The following is a 16,424-nucleotide window of genomic DNA, read 5'->3' as shown; positions in this document are numbered from 1 at the left end:
GCACGCTGCTGATCACGGCATGGCCATCGCGCGTGGCCGGCGCGAAGCGCCACTGGCGCAGACTGTCGGTCACCGCCGCATCCAGGCGCGGGTCGTTGCTGCCGGTGCGTTCGACAATGACAACCTCGCGCACCCGGCCCTGCACATCCAGCTGCAGGCGCGCGGTACGGCTGCCCTGGATGCCGGCGCGCGCCAGTTCGGCGGGATAGCTGGGCATTGCATTGCCGGGTAACGGTTGGGCCTCGATGCTGGTGGTGGCCGCGCGTGCCGGTGCATGCGCCACCATGGTCATCGCGCGGGGGCCATCGGCACTGGGCAGAATCTGGCGGCTCGCGACGGGAGCGGGGCCGGTATCGGTCGCAAACGACTCGTCGCTATGCCGGTTCCACCACCAGGCCGGGATGACCACCAGCAGAGCCAGCAGCGTCGCCCACAGCCATGGCGAGGCGCCGTCGTCTGTCGCATCTGGCCCCCGGCCCGTGATAGGTGGAGCGCGACGCGACATCGCTGGCGCCTGGGGCGTTGAAGGGTTCGAGATGAAGGACATGGCAGACCTCCTGGCGCATCTTGGGGATGACGCGGCCAGTCTGGTCGGCACTGCCTGAGGCGCAGCTAAGGCGCGGGGCCTGACGGCGGTTGCCGGCGTGCAGATGTTCAGGTTGGTGACAGTGGCGACCGCTGCATCCGGGTGATGGCCGTGCAGGGCTCGATCAGTGGATATCGACGGCCGTCGTGCGCACGATCAGCAGTACCGGGCGATGCTGATCTGCGTTGCCGTCAGTGGCGCTTACTGAGCAGGCTTGAATTCGAACGGAACATCCAGGCTGCCGGCCACCGGCTGGCCATTGCGCTGGGCCGGATGGAAGCGCCAGTGGCGGACCGCTTCCATCGCTGCGCGGTCCAGATCCCGTGAACCGCTGCGCTGCACCAGAGTGACGCCGCCGGGATTGCCGGCGGCATCCACGTCCACGCGCACCACCACATCGCCCGCATCGCCACGCCGCAACGCAGCGGAGGGATAGCGCGGCGGCGGCATCTGGCCCTGGACCGGCACCGGGCGGTTGCCGCCGGCCACCGGGGCCGAGGCCGGCGCTGCGGTTCCTGGCGCACCGGGGACGGCCTCTTCCGGGAGTGGCGCGGGCGGAGCCGCCGGCGCGGTGTCGACCAACGTGGGCGTCTCTTCGGGCGGCTTGGCCTGTGGCATGTCGCTGGCGCCATCCTGGGCGGGCAGCGGCGCTGGCAGCGGTTGAATGGCGTCATCCGCCGCCGGCGTGCCGGCGGTCGGTTGGGAGGGGGAGGCCTTGTAGAAATCGTCCTTGCGGCCGGTAGCCCACACCAACAGGAACAGCAGCAGGCCGGCAGCGAACGCGATACCGGCAATTTTCAGCGTGTGGCGGGGTAGGCGCAAAACGATCTGGCGGTCGGACGCAGGGCGGGGCGCGGGCATAGGGCTCACCTGAAGGATCGCCATAATTCTTGCATAGCCCCGGTGAATCGATCGCAGCAGGTGGCGGAACAGGCGATAATCCCGCGCTCCTCACCGACACACAGACTTCCGATGCTAGATCCGGCCCTGCTTCGCCAACATCCCGCCGACCTTGCCGAGCGCCTGCGCAGCACCCGCAGTTTCTCGCTGGACACTGCGGAACTGGAGTCGCTGGAAAGCGAGCGCAAGCGCATTCAGGTGCGTACGCAGGAACTGCAGAGCCAGCGCAATGCCAAGTCAAAGGCAATCGGGCAGGCCAAGGCGAAAGGGGAGGATGTCGCCGCGCTGATGGCCGAGGTGGCCGGGTTCGGCGATGAGCTCAAGGCCTCGGAAGAGGCGCTGGATGCGATTCGCGCCAAGCTCGACACCATTGCGTTGGGGCTGCCCAATCTGCCGGCAAGCGACGTGCCGCTGGGCAAGGACGAAGGCGACAACGTCGAGCAGTCGCGCTGGGGCACGCCGCGACAGTTCGATTTTGCGGTCAAGGACCATGTGGAACTTGGCGCGCCGCACGGCTGGCTGGACGGCGAGACGGCGGCCAAGTTGTCGGGCGCACGCTTCACCGTGCTGCGCGGGCCGATCGCGCGCCTGCACCGCGCACTGGCGCAGTTCATGCTGGACCTGCATGTGGGTGCGCACGGCTACGAAGAAACCAACGTGCCGCTGCTGGTCAATGCCGATTCGATGCGCGGCACCGGGCAGCTACCGAAGTTCGAAGACGATTTGTTCCAGACTGAAGTGGGTGAGTCGCGCCGCTATCTGATCCCCACCTCGGAAGTGCCGCTGACCAATATCGTGCGCGACGAGATCATCGATGCCGAGCGCCTGCCGCTGCGCATGACGGCGCATTCGATGTGCTTCCGGGCCGAGGCCGGCAGCGGTGGTCGTGATACGCGCGGCATGATTCGCCAGCATCAGTTCGAGAAGGTGGAGCTGGTGACGGCCTGCGCGCCGGAGGACAGCGATGCCGAACACCAGCGCATGACGCGCTGCGCCGAGGTGGTGTTGGAACAACTCGGTCTGCCCTATCGCAAGGTGCTGCTGTGCACCGGCGACATGGGCTTTTCGGCGATCAAGACCTACGACCTGGAGGTCTGGCTGCCGTCGCAGAACACCTATCGTGAAATTTCATCGTGCTCCAACTGCGGCGATTTCCAGGCGCGGCGCATGCAGGCACGCTGGCGCAACCCGGCCAGCGGCAAGCCAGAATTGCTGCACACGCTCAATGGCTCCGGCACCGCAGTGGGCCGCGCCATGATTGCGGTGATGGAGAACTACCAGAACGCCGACGGCTCGATCGATGTGCCGCAAGTGTTGCGCCCGTACATGGGCGGGATGGAAAAGATCGGTTGACGTCAATGCAGCCGGCGAGCGCTGTGCAGCGGTGGAGACGTCGAGTGATCTCGGCATGCACACGCGCGGTCTGGAGTGGTGGTTGGATCGGCAGCACGTACGCATTTGCACGAGCAAGTGCAGTGTCGCTTGCAGGCGAACGGTGCAGTTTCAGCACATAAAACGGGGCCAACAATGGCCCCGTTTTGCGTTGTACGCGGCTGGCTGGCCGCATGGCGCAGTGCCTGGCGCGCGTTATGGAAATTACGCAGCACGCTCAGGATCGCAATGCGTTGCGCCAAGCCAGTACGTCGCTATCACTCTTACGGTACGGGCGAGGGCATTGGCCTGCGTTTGGTGCTGCGCGCTTATGCCACTGCGCCTGCCGTCTGCTGCAGGCCAGCCAGCGCCTGCGCAATCGCGTCGCTGCGGTGCTGCGGCGAATACGCTACGCCTTCGGCGCGTACAAAGCTGACATCGTCCACGCCCAGGAAGCCGAACAGCTGACGCAGGTAGGGCTCCTGGAAATCATTGGTCGGGTCGGGGTAGATGCCGCCGCGCGCGCTGGCGATGATGACGCGCTTGCCGCCGGCCAGGCCTTCCGGGCCGGATGCGGTGTAGCGGAAGGTACGCCCGGCCACCGCGATGCGGTCGATCCATGCCTTGAGCGTGGAAGGGATGCCGAAGTTGTACATCGGTGCGCCGATCACGATGACATCGGCCTCCAGAAACTGCTGCATCGCCTGCTCGGCCACGGCCGCTTCGGCCGCGTCCGCCTGCGCCAATGACCTGCCGCTGAGGTGGGGGATTGGCTCCTGATCCAGATCGCGGTATGTCACCTGCAGCCCGGGGTGCAGCCGCTGCTGCTGCGCAACGGCGGTGGCACTGAGTTCCCGGCTGACGGAATTGGCGCCCAGGGCGCTGGAGTCGATGTGAAGGAGCTTCATGGCGAAGACCTGTGGCAAGCGGCAGCGCCGCGGAGATGCGCAGACTAGGTCGTTGCCCTGTTGGGATAAAGATGGTTAAATATCACGTATCGTTCTATCCATGGATACCTGCGCCATGCACGACCTGAATGACCTGTACTACTTCGCGATGGTGGTGGACCACGGCGGCTTTGCCGCGGCCGAGCGTGCGCTTGGTATCCCCAAGTCGCGCCTGAGCCGGCGTATCAGCCAGCTTGAAACCGACCTGAGTGTGCGCCTGCTGCAGCGCTCCACGCGCCGCTTTGCGGTCACCGACGTCGGCACCAGCGTGCACCGGCATGCCCAGACCATGCTGGCCGAGGCCCAGGCCGCGCGCGAGGTGGTGGATCGTCTCAGCGCCGAGCCGCGCGGTCTTGTCCGTGTGAGCGTTCCTGTCTCGCTCGCGCAGATCCAGTTGCCCAAGCTGTTGCCGGAATTCCTGGCCAAGTACCCCAAGGTGCGGCTGCAACTCAACATCAGCAACCGCCGCGTCGATGTGATCAACGAGGGCTACGACATCGCCCTGCGTGTGCGTTCGCGCCTGGACGACGACGGCAGCCTGGTGATGCGCAGCTTCGGTCAGGTGCAGGAACTGCTGGTGGCCAGCCCGAAGTACCTGGACCGCGCCGGGCGCCCCAAGGACCCGAGCGAGCTGGCCAACCACACCACCATGAGCACCAGCGAAGACGAAGCGCACCAGCGCTGGGAGCTGCATGGGCCCAACGGCGAGATGCGCCGCGTGGACCTGCAGCCGCGCCTGGCCGGCTTCGACTTCCCGCTGCTGCAGTCGATGGCGCGCGACGGCTTCGGCATCACCATGCTGCCGGAGACCGTGTGCGCCGAAGCGGTGCGCAGCGGCGAACTGGAAGTGGTGCTGCCGCACTGGTCGCTGCCACAGGGCATCTGCCATGCGGTGTTCGCCTCGCGCCGCGGCCTGCTGCCCGCGGTGCGCGTGTTCATCGACTTCCTGGCCGAGCACCTGCCGCAGGAGATCGAACGCTCGCGCCTGGATTGCGGCGGCAACTGCGCCGAGCTGGCGGAAAAGCTCAAGCGTGCCGCCGGCACCGCGCCGCGCTTGGTGGTGGCGGAAGCCGGCTGAGCGGTCGTGGCCAAATGCCGGCTGAGGGCTGCGTCTGGCCGCCGCGGCTGGCTGACAGGTTGGCTGGCAGCCAGCGAGCTGCTCGGCAGTCGGTTCGCTGCAGACCTTCGGCAGGCCGCATCCATGCTTGGGTGCATCCCACCGACCACAACATGCAGCGGCTAGCCACGAGTAGCGCCGCACGACGCTGTGCCAGCCAGAAGCGAATGGTGCCACCAAGCAAAACGCGCCAGGGCATGCGAGAATGCGCGCCCGGGAGCGATCCCGGGAGTGGTGGATACGCACAAGATGTCCTTGCGGCCACCGTCAGGCGCCACCCGCGCAATGCGGGTCGCCAGCGTGACAGCCGATGCCTTCGGCGGTCATGCGCAGCAGCATCGGAGAGATGGCCGAGCGGTTTAAGGCACCGGTCTTGAAAACCGGCGAAGGGTCAAACCTTCCGTGGGTTCGAATCCCACTCTCTCCGCCACACGCTGCCACAAGTTGCTGAGGCGATGGTTTTTTTGCAAGGTTCGCCGTCGTCCCATCTTCTCTCCCATACGCAGCGTCATGGTTTCCGTGGCGACTACTTCTCTCAGGCTGATCGCTCAGCAGCCTCGTCAACCGTGCACCGCAGATGGTTATGTCGCCGGCGCTTGCAGCTGGACGAACGCTTCCAGAGCGATTTGAAGCAAGCAGCGCTCTCCCTGAGGCGAGGAATCGCATGCGTGTGAAACAGGCACGCCCGCACTGCGCACGGCAGTCGGGCCGTGTGGGCATCACCTGGCATGGGCACTCGCGGTGATAGTGCTATACGGGCACTCCTTCAAGCCACTGCCGCGATGCATGACACCTCACCCTTGATCAACACCAACGCGCTTGCGCAGCAGGCGGGCGATGCGGGCAAAACAGTCTGGACGGTCGGTCACTCCACCAGGACCTGGGAGGCGTTCGTTGCGCTGCTGAGCGCGCATGGGATTGAGGCACTGGTGGATGTGCGGCGTTTTCCGGGTTCGCGCCGCTACCCCTGGTTTGCCAGCGACACGATGGCGCAGGCACTGGATGCCGTATCGGTGCGCTATCTGTGGCTGCCCGAGCTGGGCGGCCGTCGCAAGGCGCAGGCGGGATCGCCGAATGGCGGGTGGCGCAACGCGGCGTTTCAGGGCTATGCCGACCACATGACCAGTGCCGAGTTCGCTGCCGGACTGGAGCAGGCGACGGCCATGGCACGGGAGCGGCGTACCGCGCTGATGTGTGCCGAAGCGCTATGGTGGCAGTGCCATCGCCGCTTGATTGCAGATCTGTTGCTGCACCGAGGGTGGCAGGTGCTGCACATCCTTGGCGAAACCACGGCGCAGCCGCATCAGCTGAATGCCGATGCGCGCCCGGTTGGGCGCGATCTGTGCTATCCGCCGCGGCAGGTTGGTCTGTTTTCTGCCGATTAGGCGCCTGCGGTAGGTCGACGCCGAGACGATGGCCGCACCGCTGCTTGCGCGTTGAACGCGATCATGCGGGCTCACAGCACCGTTGCATTGACCTTGAAGACTTCCACTGCGCGGGTGAGTTGCGTTGAGTGCTCCTCCAACGCATGCGCGGCGGTGCTGGCGGCTTCCACGAGGCGCACGTTTTGCTGGGTGGTTTCGTCCATCTGGGCGATGGTGTGGTTGACCTGTTCGATGCCGCCGGCCTGTTCCTGCGAGGCGGCGGAAATATGTCCGATGATGTCGGTGACATGCTGGACGCTGGTGACGACTTCGCCCATGGTGGTGCCGGCCTGATGCACCAGGGTCGAGCCATCGGCCACGCGCTGTACGGAATCGTCGATCAGGCGTTTGATCTCCCTCGCTGCATCCGATGAGCGGTGCGAGAGCGTGCGTACTTCCGACGCGACCACCGCAAAACCGCGGCCTTGTTCGCCCGCGCGCGCGGCTTCGACAGCGGCGTTCAACGCCAGAATATTGGTCTGGAAGGCAATGCCGTCGATGACGGAAATGATGTCGGCAATGCGTTTGGAGGAGGCTTCGATGCCGGACATCTGCTCGATGACCTGGCCGACCACATCGCGACCTTGCGAGGCGATGGCGGCCGCGCCAAGCGCGAGCTGGTTGGCGCGGCCTGCATGCTCGGCGTTCTGCTTGACGGTGGAGGTCAGTTCTTCCATCGAGGCGGCGGTTTCTTCCAGGCTGGCCGCCTGCTGTTCGCTGCGACGGGTCAGTTCCTGGTTGCCACCGGTGATGTCTTCGGCGGCGAATCCGATGCTGTTGGACGTGGTCTGGATGCGCGTCACGATATCGGTGAGGCGGTGCACGGTGCTGTTGGCGTCGTCGCGCATGGATGCAAACACGCCGTGGAAGTTGCCGGACATGCGCACGGTCAGGTCGCCGTCGGCGATGGCGCGCAGCAGTTCGGAGAACTTGGCCAGGTTGGTGTCGGAGGTGGTCATCATGGTGTTGAGGTTCTCCACCATCAGGCGGAAATCGTGCTCGAACTTGTCCGGCTGGCCGCGAAGTGCGAAGTTGCCCGCGCAGGCGGCCTGGGTCAGTGCGTGGATCTGCGCGTTGATCGCGCGCAGGTTCTGCTTGACCTGCTGCATGGTGGCGGTGATGGCGGCCTTTTCGCCGGGATACTGTTCGATTTCCGGTGCCAGGTCGCCGACTGCATAGCGGCCCATGACCTCGGTCATGCGCAGCTGAGTCTGCACATGTGCGTGCACCAATGCGTTGGTGTCCTGCACCATGTGGCCGTACTCGCCGGGGAAGCGCTGCGCATCGGTGCGATAGCTGATCTCGCCGGCATCGTGGCGCGACGCCATGGTGCGTTGTGCGGAGATCACGTCCTGCAGGCGATGCTGCATAAGCTGCATGGCGCGCAGCAGTTGGCCGGATTCGTCGCTGCCGGTCGGGGCGTCCTGGCTGCGCAGGTCGCCTTCGTTGATCCGCTGGGCCAGCTGCAGCGACTGACGCAGCGGCAGCACCACGCTGCGGGTGAGCAGGAAGGCGATGGTTGCGCCGAGCAGCAGCGCGACGACGGTGGAGATCACCATCAACATCGCAAAGCCACGCGCGGTGGCGACGGCCTGCTTGGCCGCTGCGCGGTTCTTGGCTTCCTGCAGGTCGATGAAGGCGTTGATGCTGGCCAGCCAGTCGATGAAGGCCGGGCGTGCTTGCTGCAGCAATTGCTGCTCGGCGTGCAACCGGTCCGATGCATCGCGGAACGAGCGCACCTGCGTGATCAGCGGCATGGTGCGCTGCTCGATGGACTTGATCTGCTGAAGGATGGCTTTTTCTTTTGCGTCGGTCGAAGCCGCGATCATGTCGTCGAGCGGCTGCGCGGAACGGGCGTAGTCGGCGGCGAGCTTGTCGATCAATTGCTCGGCCGCGTGGCGGTCGGCTGGCGCGTCCATCAGGACAACATCGCGCAAGGCGATCGCGCGATCATGCACGCTGCCGCGAAAGTTGATGGCGTAACGCTGCTTGACGCTATTGACCTCGTTGATGGCGGTCAGTTGCTGGTCGATGCTCCGTACGCGCTGGATGCCGACCACGGTCAGGATCACCATCAGCACGATGATGGACAGAAAGCCGAGCGCCAGGCGCTGACCAATGCGCAGATTCGAAAGGAGATGCATAGGGTTCGATCGGTGATCCGACAGCGGGATGGCAGGGGTCCCCGCGGCAATGGCGAGGCGAAAGGCGCGATACGGCCGTGGGCAGCGCAAGGCCGCTGCGTTGGGTGTGTCTCGACCTATCCGTTAGCGGCCTCGGCCAGGAGAACTGAACTTTGCAGCCCGGAGGATTCAGGTGCGGTTGCTGCGTCCGGGGCGGCGTCGAGCCGCCAGCCAGCTCGCCCGGGTGGCGTCGGCGATGCGTGGGCGCGCGAAGGCCGAGCCGAGCCCGGAGCGGAGCTGGCATGACCCACATCGTCCGGTGGAGACGTCATGCCCGCCGTGTAAGGCCGTTCTGCCAAGGGGCCTGTCTCCACCCACTCCCGGCCGGAGTACGGTGGGCAGCGAACAACCGCTGCCGAGCTGGCAGGTAATCGATTCAGTGGCGTGTCGCCCGTTCGCTGGACGGCGTCGGTCGCAGGCAAGATGATAGGCGCCCGGCGTGTGTGTCGCCTGTCACCCACATGCCGATTCCTGAGTCTTCCCGATGGTCACAACGATGCTTCCATGGTCGACAGGTCACCTGGCCCCCCGTAGTGCTGCACTTGCGCGGTGCGCTGCGCGCAGTGGCGCGCCATGGTCGTGCGCTGCATGAGCGCGGCATTCCCGCATGGCGATAGCGCGATGGCGCAGGCGGTCCGTGGCCATGACTGGAGCGGCACGCCCCTGGGGCCGCCCGCGCAGTGGCCGTTGCCGTTACGAAATGTCGTCGATCTGATGCTCGCCTCGCCCGAAAGCATGTATGTGGTCTGGGGGCAGGCGCTGACGTTCTTCTACAACGATGCCTATACGCCGATCCTGGGGCCGCGCCAGGCCCAGGCATTGGGTGCGCCGCTGCGCGAGTTGTGGGCCGATGCCTGGGATGCCGTGCGTGCGCCGATCGAGGCGGCGTTTGCCGGGCGCGCGTCGCGCTTCGAAGAAGTGCCGATCGCGATGAACCGTTATGGCACGCCCGAAGACACCTGGTGGACGTTCTCGTTCTCGCCGATCTATCTCGACGATGGCAGCGTGGGTGGCGCGTTCTGCGTGACCAACGAGGTGACCGCACGCAAGGTGGCGCAGGCGCGGTTGGCCGACGAACACGAACGCTTGATCCGCTTGTTCGAGCAGGCGCCGATGTTCATGGCGTTCTTGAGCGGGCCGCAGCACGTCGTCGAGTTCGTCAATCCGTGTTACTCGCGCCTGATCGGTCACCGCGACGTGATCGGCCGCCCGTTGGCCGAGGCGCTGCCCGACGTGGTGGCGCAAGGACACCTGGCGCGGCTGGATGAGGTGTTTCAGTCCGGACGTGCGTATTCGGCCACGGCGCTCGCCTACGACGTGCAGGCCGTGCCGGGCGGGCCCACCGAGCGCCGGCTGCTGGATCTGGTCTATCAACCGATCGCCGGTGCCGACGGCACGGTGTCGGGCATCTTTGTGCAGGGCCTGGACATTACCGACCGCATCAGCCTGGAACGCGCGGTGCGCGAGGCCGAAGTGCGCAACCGGCAGATCCTGGACAGCGTCATGGACTACGCGATCATCGCCACCGACATGCGCGGCCGGGTGACCTCGTGGAACGAGGGCGCACGCCGCATTCTGGGGTGGGGCGAGAGCGAGATGCTCGGGCAATCGCTGGAGCGTACGTTCACACCGGAAGACGTGGAAAGGCGGCAGATCCTCATCGAGGCTGCCGCCGCGCTGGAAAGTGGCAGCGGCATGGACGAACGCTGGCACGTGCGCAAGACCGGCGAACTGTTCTGGGCCAACGGGTCGTTGATGGTGTTGCGCGAAGAAACCGGCACGGCGATCGGTTTCGTCAAGGTCCTGCGCGACCGTACTGCCGAGCGTCTGGCCAGCGAAGCGTTGATCAGGAGCGAGCGCCGCCTGGATGCGCTGGTGCGCGCCTCGTCGCAATCGATCTTCTCTGCGGCTGCCGACTGGAGTGCATTGCGCCAGCACGTGCGCGACGGGCTGCTCAACGACAGCCTGCCGGCGAACGCGCGCTGGCAACAGGACTGGGTGTACCCGGACGATCGCGCGCTGTTGTCGAGCGCCATCGGTGCGGCGATCGCTGGCAAATCCGGGCTGGAGCTGGAGCTGCGGGTGCTGGATGCCAGCCAGCGCGTGCGCTGGACCCTGCTGCGTGCAGTGCCGCTGCTGGATGCGCACGGCGCGATCGAAGAATGGTTCGGCACTGCATCGGACGTCACCGACAGACGCCAGGCCGAAGAGCAATTGCGCCTGCTGACCGAAACCCTGGAAGAACGCGTGCGCGAGCGCAGCGCGGCACTGCTGCTGGCCGAAGAAAAATTGCGCCAGAGCCAGAAGATGGAAGCCGTTGGGCAGCTGACCGGCGGCCTGGCGCATGATTTCAACAATCTGCTGACCGCCATCACGGTGGGGCTGGAGCTGCTGCAAGCGCGCGTGCAGCAGGGCAAATACGACCGGCTGGAACGCTACGTGGAGATGGCACAGACCAGCGCCGCGCGCGCGGCGGCGTTGACGCAGCGTCTGCTGGCGTTTTCGCGTCGGCAGACCCTGGCGCCCAGCGCACTGGAAGTGGAGGCACTGGTGCATGGCATGCGCGAGATCATCGCGCGCACCCTGGGGCCGTCTATCAGTTTGCAGGTGATTCCGGCGGCCGACGCCTGGAAGGTGCTGGTGGATGCGCCGCAGCTGGAAAATGCCTTGCTCAACCTGTGCATCAATGCGCGCGACGCCATGCCCGATGGTGGCGAGCTCACCATCAGCCTGCATAACCGCTCGCTGGATCACGCTGCGGCCCAGCTGCTGGAGTTGCCGCCCGGCGACTATGTGTGCCTGAGCGTGCAGGACACCGGTACCGGCATGACCGAAGAGATCATGTCCAAGGTTTTCGAGCCATTTTTCACCACCAAGCCCATCGGTCAGGGCACCGGGCTGGGCCTGTCGATGATCTATGGGTTCACGCGCCAATCCGGCGGGCACGTGCGTATCGAATCGGACGTTGGAGTGGGTACCACCATGGCGCTGTATCTGCCGCGCTTCATGGGCGAGCAGGTGCATGACGAAGGGCCGGCCACGCAGGATGATCCGCAGCGGGCAACGATGCACAGTTGCACGGTGTTGCTGGTCGAAGATGAAACCGCGATCCGTGTGCTGATCTCCGAAGTGCTCACGGACGCCGGGTATCGCGTCATCGAGACGGCCGAGGGGAGTGCGGCAGTGGAGCGCCTGCGGTCAGCGGAAACCATCGATGTGCTGGTAACCGATGTCGGTCTGACCGGCGGCTTGAACGGGCGCCAGGTGGCCGATGCGGGCCGGCAATATCGCCCGATGCTGCCGGTCTTGTTTGTGACCGGCTATGCGGCGACCGCGGCCGTGGGAGCAGGGCAGTTGGATGACGGCATGGAAGTGCTGACCAAGCCTTTCCTGGCAGCTGACCTGGAGCGGCGCGTGGCGCAATTGCTGGAGCGGCGCCCGTAGTGAGTCAGGGCGGTGCGCGGTCACGCGTGGAGACACGACGTGACCGCGAGACGAGGCGCTTCAGGTGTTGTGCTCTCCACCGCGCAGCGCGAGCAAAGCCGCCGGCATCTGCTGGGGTGTGCTCAAGCGCAGCGGCTACACGTGGCACTCGGCGACGCGTTACAACGCTTTCTGGACAATGCCCAACAGGTCGCGTAACGAAAATGGTTTTGGCAGCAGACGCATGCCGGTATCCAGAAAATCCGCGCGCTTGGCAATCGCACCGGCATAGCCGGTCATGAAGACAATCGGTAGCGCGGGATACAGGCGCCGCGCATTGTCGGCAAGGTCGCGTCCGTTCATGCCGGGCAGGCAGATATCCGAGAGCAGCAAGTCAAACGGACACGCCGTGGTGAGTTGCTGCATCGCCTGCTCGGCGTCAGCGGACACAACAACCTGATAGCCCTCGTCACCCAGAATGTCTGCGGCCATCGCACGGATGGCATCGTCGTCTTCAACCAACAGAATGCGTGCATTGCCTGATGCGTCGTTCACTGCCGTCCTCGAGCGAGCGCAACGGCGCGTTCGCTTCCATCGACCACGCTATGCGTATGCGCGTGACGGATGTGTCGGAGTTGCCACAAAGCCGGCGGCGTAGGCGAGCAAGATCCTCGCAAGTTTTTGTGCGATTCATCGCCGGAGGTAAAACGTCAGCGGTGTCACGGCAGGAAGGCGATAAAACACACAGCGCGTCAAGCCAAACAAGCTGATCAATTCAGTCCCTGACGCGGCTGTATCACCGGCGCATGATAAATTCTGCGGCATGGAAAACGTAAAGCCGATGATCGCAAACCGTATCACCACCGGGACGACGGGGCTTGACACCATCCTCCGCGGTGGCCTGCCCGCCAACCGGTTGTATCTGCTCGAGGGCCAACCGGGCTCCGGCAAGACCACGATGGCGCTGCAGTTCCTGCTCGATGGCGCGGCCAGGGGCGAAAGTTGCCTGTATGTGACCTTGTCGGAAACCATCGACGAGCTGACCGAAGTGGCCGCCTCGCATGAGTGGTCGCTGGAGCCGCTGCATATTTTCGAGCTGGCCTCGGCCGAAGCGTTCCTGGGCGACGGGCGTCAGCAGTCCATCCTGCATCCCTGGGAAATGGAACTGGATGGCACGATCAAGCTCATCCAGGCCGAGGTTGATCGGGTCAAGCCCACGCGCGTGGTGTTCGATTCGTTGTCCGAGTTGCGATTGCTGGCGCAGGATTCGCTGCGCTACCGGCGGCAGGTGCTGGCGCTCAAGCAATTCTTTGCCCCACGCAATATCACCGTGTTTCTGGTGGACGACCTGACCGGGGAACATGGCGAGCGCGATGCCCATCTGCACAGCCTCTGCCACGGTGTGGTCTCGCTGGAACGCATGACGCTGGATTTCGGTGCGGCGCGGCGGCGCATGCAGGTGCAAAAGTTGCGCGGGGTCAATTTCATCGCTGGCTACCATGATCTGACGATCGCCACCGGTGGCATGCATATCTATCCGCGTCTGATTGCCTCCAACCATCACGTGCCGTTCGTTGGCGATGCGGTGTCCAGTGGCGTGGAGCGGATCGATGCGCTGCTGCATGGCGGCCCGCTGCGCGGTACCAGCACGCTGTTGACCGGACCGGCCGGCTCGGGCAAGACGAACGTGGCGCTGCAATATGTCAACGCGGCCTGCGAGCGTGGCGAGCACTGCTGCGTGCTGGAGTTCGATGAGCGCACCGGTACCCTACTGACGCGTGCACACAGCCTGGGCATGGATTTACGCAAGCATCTGCAGTCGGGTTTGCTGGAGCTGCATCAGATGGATCCGGCCGAACTGACACCCGGCGAGTTTGCCTGGGCCGTGCGCGAAAGCGTGGAAAAGCGCAACTGCCGTGTGCTGGTGATCGACAGCCTCAACGGGTACCTGTCGTCGATGCCGCAGGAAAAGCAGTTGATGTTGCAGATACACGAGCTGCTGTCGTATCTCAATCAGAGCGGCGTGACCACCTTCCTGATCAATCCACAGCATGGCTTGGTGGGGACGATGTCCACCGGCAACCTCAACGTGTCCTACATGGCCGACACCGTCATCCTGTTCCGCTTCTTCGAAGCGCAGGGCCGCATCCGCAAGGCCTTGTCGGTGATCAAGAACCGCAGCGGCGCGCACGAAGACGCGATCCGCGAACTGCAGATCGGCACGGGCGGTCTGCAGCTGAGCGAGCCGCTGGAAAAATTCCATGGCGTGCTGACCGGCACTCCGCAGTTCGTCGGAGACGATGCGCCGTTGCTGGGGCGTCCCCTTGGCCAGTTGTGAGGCAGACGGCTCGATCGTTCACATCATCGCGCCGTTCGGCCGCGATGCCCAAAGCATCGCCGGCATCGTCAGTGAGCACGGACTGACCCAGAAGGTGTATGGCACGCTGGCCGCGCTGGCCGGCGACCTGCTCGACAGTTCCGGTGTGGTGGTCCTGACCGAAGAGGCCGTGGGAGGCGATCTGCAACAGCTGCAGCAGATCCTGCAGGCCCAGGCGGCCTGGTCGGACATCCCGTTCGTGCTGTTGCGTGCGCCGCGCGGCAGCCATGCCGGGCGGCGGGCAAGCCTGCCGCCGGAGATGACCAACGTCATCGAGCTGGAGCGGCCACTGAGTTCGTCGTCGTTGCTGAGTGCGATTTCCACCGCGCTGCGCTCGCGCCAGAAGCAGTTCGTGATCCGCGATCAGATGGCACAGCTGGCTGAGAGCAGGGCAGCGCTGGCGCTCAGCGAAGCCGAGCTGCGTCGTGTCACCGATGCTCTACCGGTCTTGATCGCGTTCATCGACAAGCACCTGGTCTACCGCTTCGCCAACCGTTCGTATGAAGACTGGATCGGGATCCCGCCGCAGGATGTAATCGGGCGGCCGCTGGTGGACGTGGTGGGGCCTGCGGTGGTGGCCGAGCGTCGCGCGTGGATCGAGGCGGCACTGGCCGGGCGCGCGCTCACGGTGGAAACCAGCTGGCCGCATGCCGATGGGCGTCGCCGCGATGCCGAGATCCGCTACATGCCGCGTTTCGATGCGAACGGCCAGGTGGACGGGTTCCATGTGTTCGCGACCGATGTCACCGCGCGGGCGCTGGCGATGGAATCGATCCAGCAGCAAGCCACCGTGCTGGAGGCCAAGGTGGCCGAGCGCACGGCCGAGCTGCAGCAGCAGATGCAGGCGCGCGAGTCCAGCGAGGCAGCGCTGCGCCAGGCGCAGAAGATGGAAGCGGTGGGCCAGCTGACCGGCGGCATCGCGCACGATTTCAACAACATGCTGACCGGCATCCTGTCTGCGCTGGATCTGGCGCGCCTGCGCATCGATCAGGGGCGCACCGAAGGGCTGGGGCGGTTCCTGGATGTGGCGTCGGCCTCGGCGCTACGTGCGGCCGCGTTGACGCAGCGGCTGCTGGCGTTTTCGCGCCGGCAATCGCTGGAAGCGCGGCATCTGCAATTGAACGATCTGGTGGTGTCGCTGCAGGATCTGCTGGCGCGCACGCTGGGCGAATCGGTACGCCTGGAAACCGATCTGTGCAGTGCATTGCCGCAGGCCTACGTCGACGAAAACCAGCTGGAAAGCGCGCTGCTCAACCTGGCCATCAATGCACGCGATGCAATGCCCAATGGTGGGTTGTTGCGCATCGCCACGCGGCATCTGCAGGTCCAGGCGCAAGGGCTGGAGCTTGGCCGTGGCATCAGCCTGGCGCCGGGCGACTATGCGGTGGTGTCGGTCACCGACACCGGCACCGGCATGCCGACCGATGTGCTGGAGCGGGTGTTCGAGCCGTTCTACACCACCAAGCCGATCGGGCAGGGTACCGGCCTGGGCATGTCGATGATCTACGGGTTCATGCAGCAGTCCAACGGGCAGGTGTGGGTGGAGTCGCAGATTGGTGCGGGCACCACGGTCAGCCTGTACCTGCCGGCCGGGGTGTCCGTGCCGGGTGCGGTGTCGGAGCCCCAGAGCGGTGCGGTGGTGGCCGGGCAGGGGCAGCAGGTGCTGGTGGTGGAGGACGACGAACAGGTGCGCCTGCTGGTGACCGAGTTGCTGGGCGAATTGGGCTACCAGGCCGAGGTGGTGGCCGATGCCGATGCCGCGTTGCCGATCCTGGCGTCGCCACGGCGGATCGACCTGCTGGTCACCGACGTCGGCCTGCCCGGGCTCAACGGCCGCCAGCTGGCGGAAATCGCGCGGCAGTCGCGCCGCGATCTGCCGGTGATCTTCATGACCGGCTACGCCGAAACCGCGCGCGACCGTGGCGAGTTTCTGGCCGAGGGCATGAGCATGATCGCCAAGCCTTTCACGCTGGGCGAGTTCAGCGGCAAATTGCACGAGGTGCTCGGGCCATCGCCGTGAGCCCGCCGCGCGCAGCCTGGCGCGCTGTTGCCGGTCTGCGGCGGTGACCGCAGTCGCGGTGTCGTGCCGCTGCGCT

At 65.4% G+C, this 16,424-nt stretch carries 11 protein-coding genes and 1 tRNA gene; 7 read left to right on the top strand and 5 right to left on the bottom strand.

The features are described 5' to 3' along the window. The coding region (locus OZ10_RS09485; RefSeq protein ID WP_039564645.1) for an energy transducer TonB at positions 1 to 436 on the bottom strand (436 nt) is incomplete at its 3' end. Positions 437 to 787: 351 nt separating this feature from the next. Continuing rightward, positions 788 to 1,447, bottom strand: coding sequence for an energy transducer TonB (locus tag OZ10_RS09480; RefSeq protein WP_039409467.1), 660 nt, complete (start codon positions 1,445 to 1,447; stop codon positions 788 to 790). A gap of 111 nt (positions 1,448 to 1,558) precedes the next feature. Between OZ10_RS09480 and serS the strand changes: the two genes are divergently transcribed. Next, positions 1,559 to 2,839: a serine--tRNA ligase gene (serS, locus tag OZ10_RS09475; protein ID WP_039409464.1), complete on the top strand. Its 1,281-nt coding sequence runs from the start codon at positions 1,559 to 1,561 to the stop codon at positions 2,837 to 2,839. A 347-nt stretch (positions 2,840 to 3,186) separates the two neighbouring features. Here serS and OZ10_RS09470 read toward each other — a convergent pair whose 3' ends face one another. Further along, entirely contained in the window at positions 3,187 to 3,765 is a 579-nt protein-coding gene (locus tag OZ10_RS09470) for an FMN-dependent NADH-azoreductase (protein WP_039409461.1), read from the bottom strand. A 100-nt stretch (positions 3,766 to 3,865) separates the two neighbouring features. Between OZ10_RS09470 and OZ10_RS09465 the strand changes: the two genes are divergently transcribed. The 3 genes from OZ10_RS09465 (at position 3,866) to OZ10_RS09455 (ending at position 6,306) form a co-directional block, all read left to right on the top strand. Beyond that, positions 3,866 to 4,882 (top strand): LysR family transcriptional regulator, encoded by a 1,017-nt coding sequence (locus OZ10_RS09465; RefSeq protein WP_039564640.1) that lies wholly within the window; start codon positions 3,866 to 3,868, stop codon positions 4,880 to 4,882. Positions 4,883 to 5,261: 379 nt separating this feature from the next. Beyond that, positions 5,262 to 5,351, top strand: a tRNA-Ser gene (locus OZ10_RS09460). Positions 5,352 to 5,703: 352 nt separating this feature from the next. Further along, a complete protein-coding gene (locus OZ10_RS09455; RefSeq protein ID WP_039409451.1) occupies positions 5,704 to 6,306 on the top strand; it encodes a DUF488 domain-containing protein in 603 nt (200 codons plus the stop codon). 71 nt (positions 6,307 to 6,377) lie between these two features. On the opposite strand, the gene OZ10_RS09450 is transcribed toward OZ10_RS09455, so the two are convergent. Then, entirely contained in the window at positions 6,378 to 8,489 is a 2,112-nt protein-coding gene (locus tag OZ10_RS09450) for a methyl-accepting chemotaxis protein (RefSeq protein WP_039409448.1), read from the bottom strand. Positions 8,490 to 9,116: 627 nt separating this feature from the next. Between OZ10_RS09450 and OZ10_RS09445 the strand changes: the two genes are divergently transcribed. Continuing rightward, positions 9,117 to 11,972, top strand: coding sequence for a hybrid sensor histidine kinase/response regulator (locus OZ10_RS09445; RefSeq protein ID WP_039409501.1), 2,856 nt, complete (start codon positions 9,117 to 9,119; stop codon positions 11,970 to 11,972). 159 nt (positions 11,973 to 12,131) lie between these two features. Here OZ10_RS09445 and OZ10_RS09440 read toward each other — a convergent pair whose 3' ends face one another. Then, positions 12,132 to 12,476, bottom strand: a complete 345-nt coding sequence (locus OZ10_RS09440) for a response regulator (RefSeq protein WP_039409498.1) — start codon at positions 12,474 to 12,476, stop codon at positions 12,132 to 12,134. Between the two features lie 298 nt (positions 12,477 to 12,774). Here OZ10_RS09440 and OZ10_RS09435 point away from each other — a divergent pair, with 298 nt between their 5' ends. Beyond that, a complete protein-coding gene (locus OZ10_RS09435; protein ID WP_039409445.1) occupies positions 12,775 to 14,289 on the top strand; it encodes an ATPase domain-containing protein in 1,515 nt (504 codons plus the stop codon). Further along, the gene (locus OZ10_RS09430) at positions 14,252 to 16,348 is read left to right on the top strand and encodes a PAS domain-containing sensor histidine kinase (RefSeq protein WP_039409443.1); all 2,097 of its coding nucleotides are present in this window, start codon (positions 14,252 to 14,254) and stop codon (positions 16,346 to 16,348) included. The genes OZ10_RS09435 and OZ10_RS09430 overlap by 38 nt, the downstream gene beginning before the upstream one ends. Positions 16,349 to 16,424: the final 76 nt, after the last annotated feature.

The organism is Xanthomonas cannabis pv. cannabis (assembly GCF_000802365.1).
In the GTDB taxonomy this organism is placed as follows: domain Bacteria; phylum Pseudomonadota; class Gammaproteobacteria; order Xanthomonadales; family Xanthomonadaceae; genus Xanthomonas; species Xanthomonas cannabis.
This window is presented reverse-complemented; position numbering and strand designations above follow the sequence as displayed.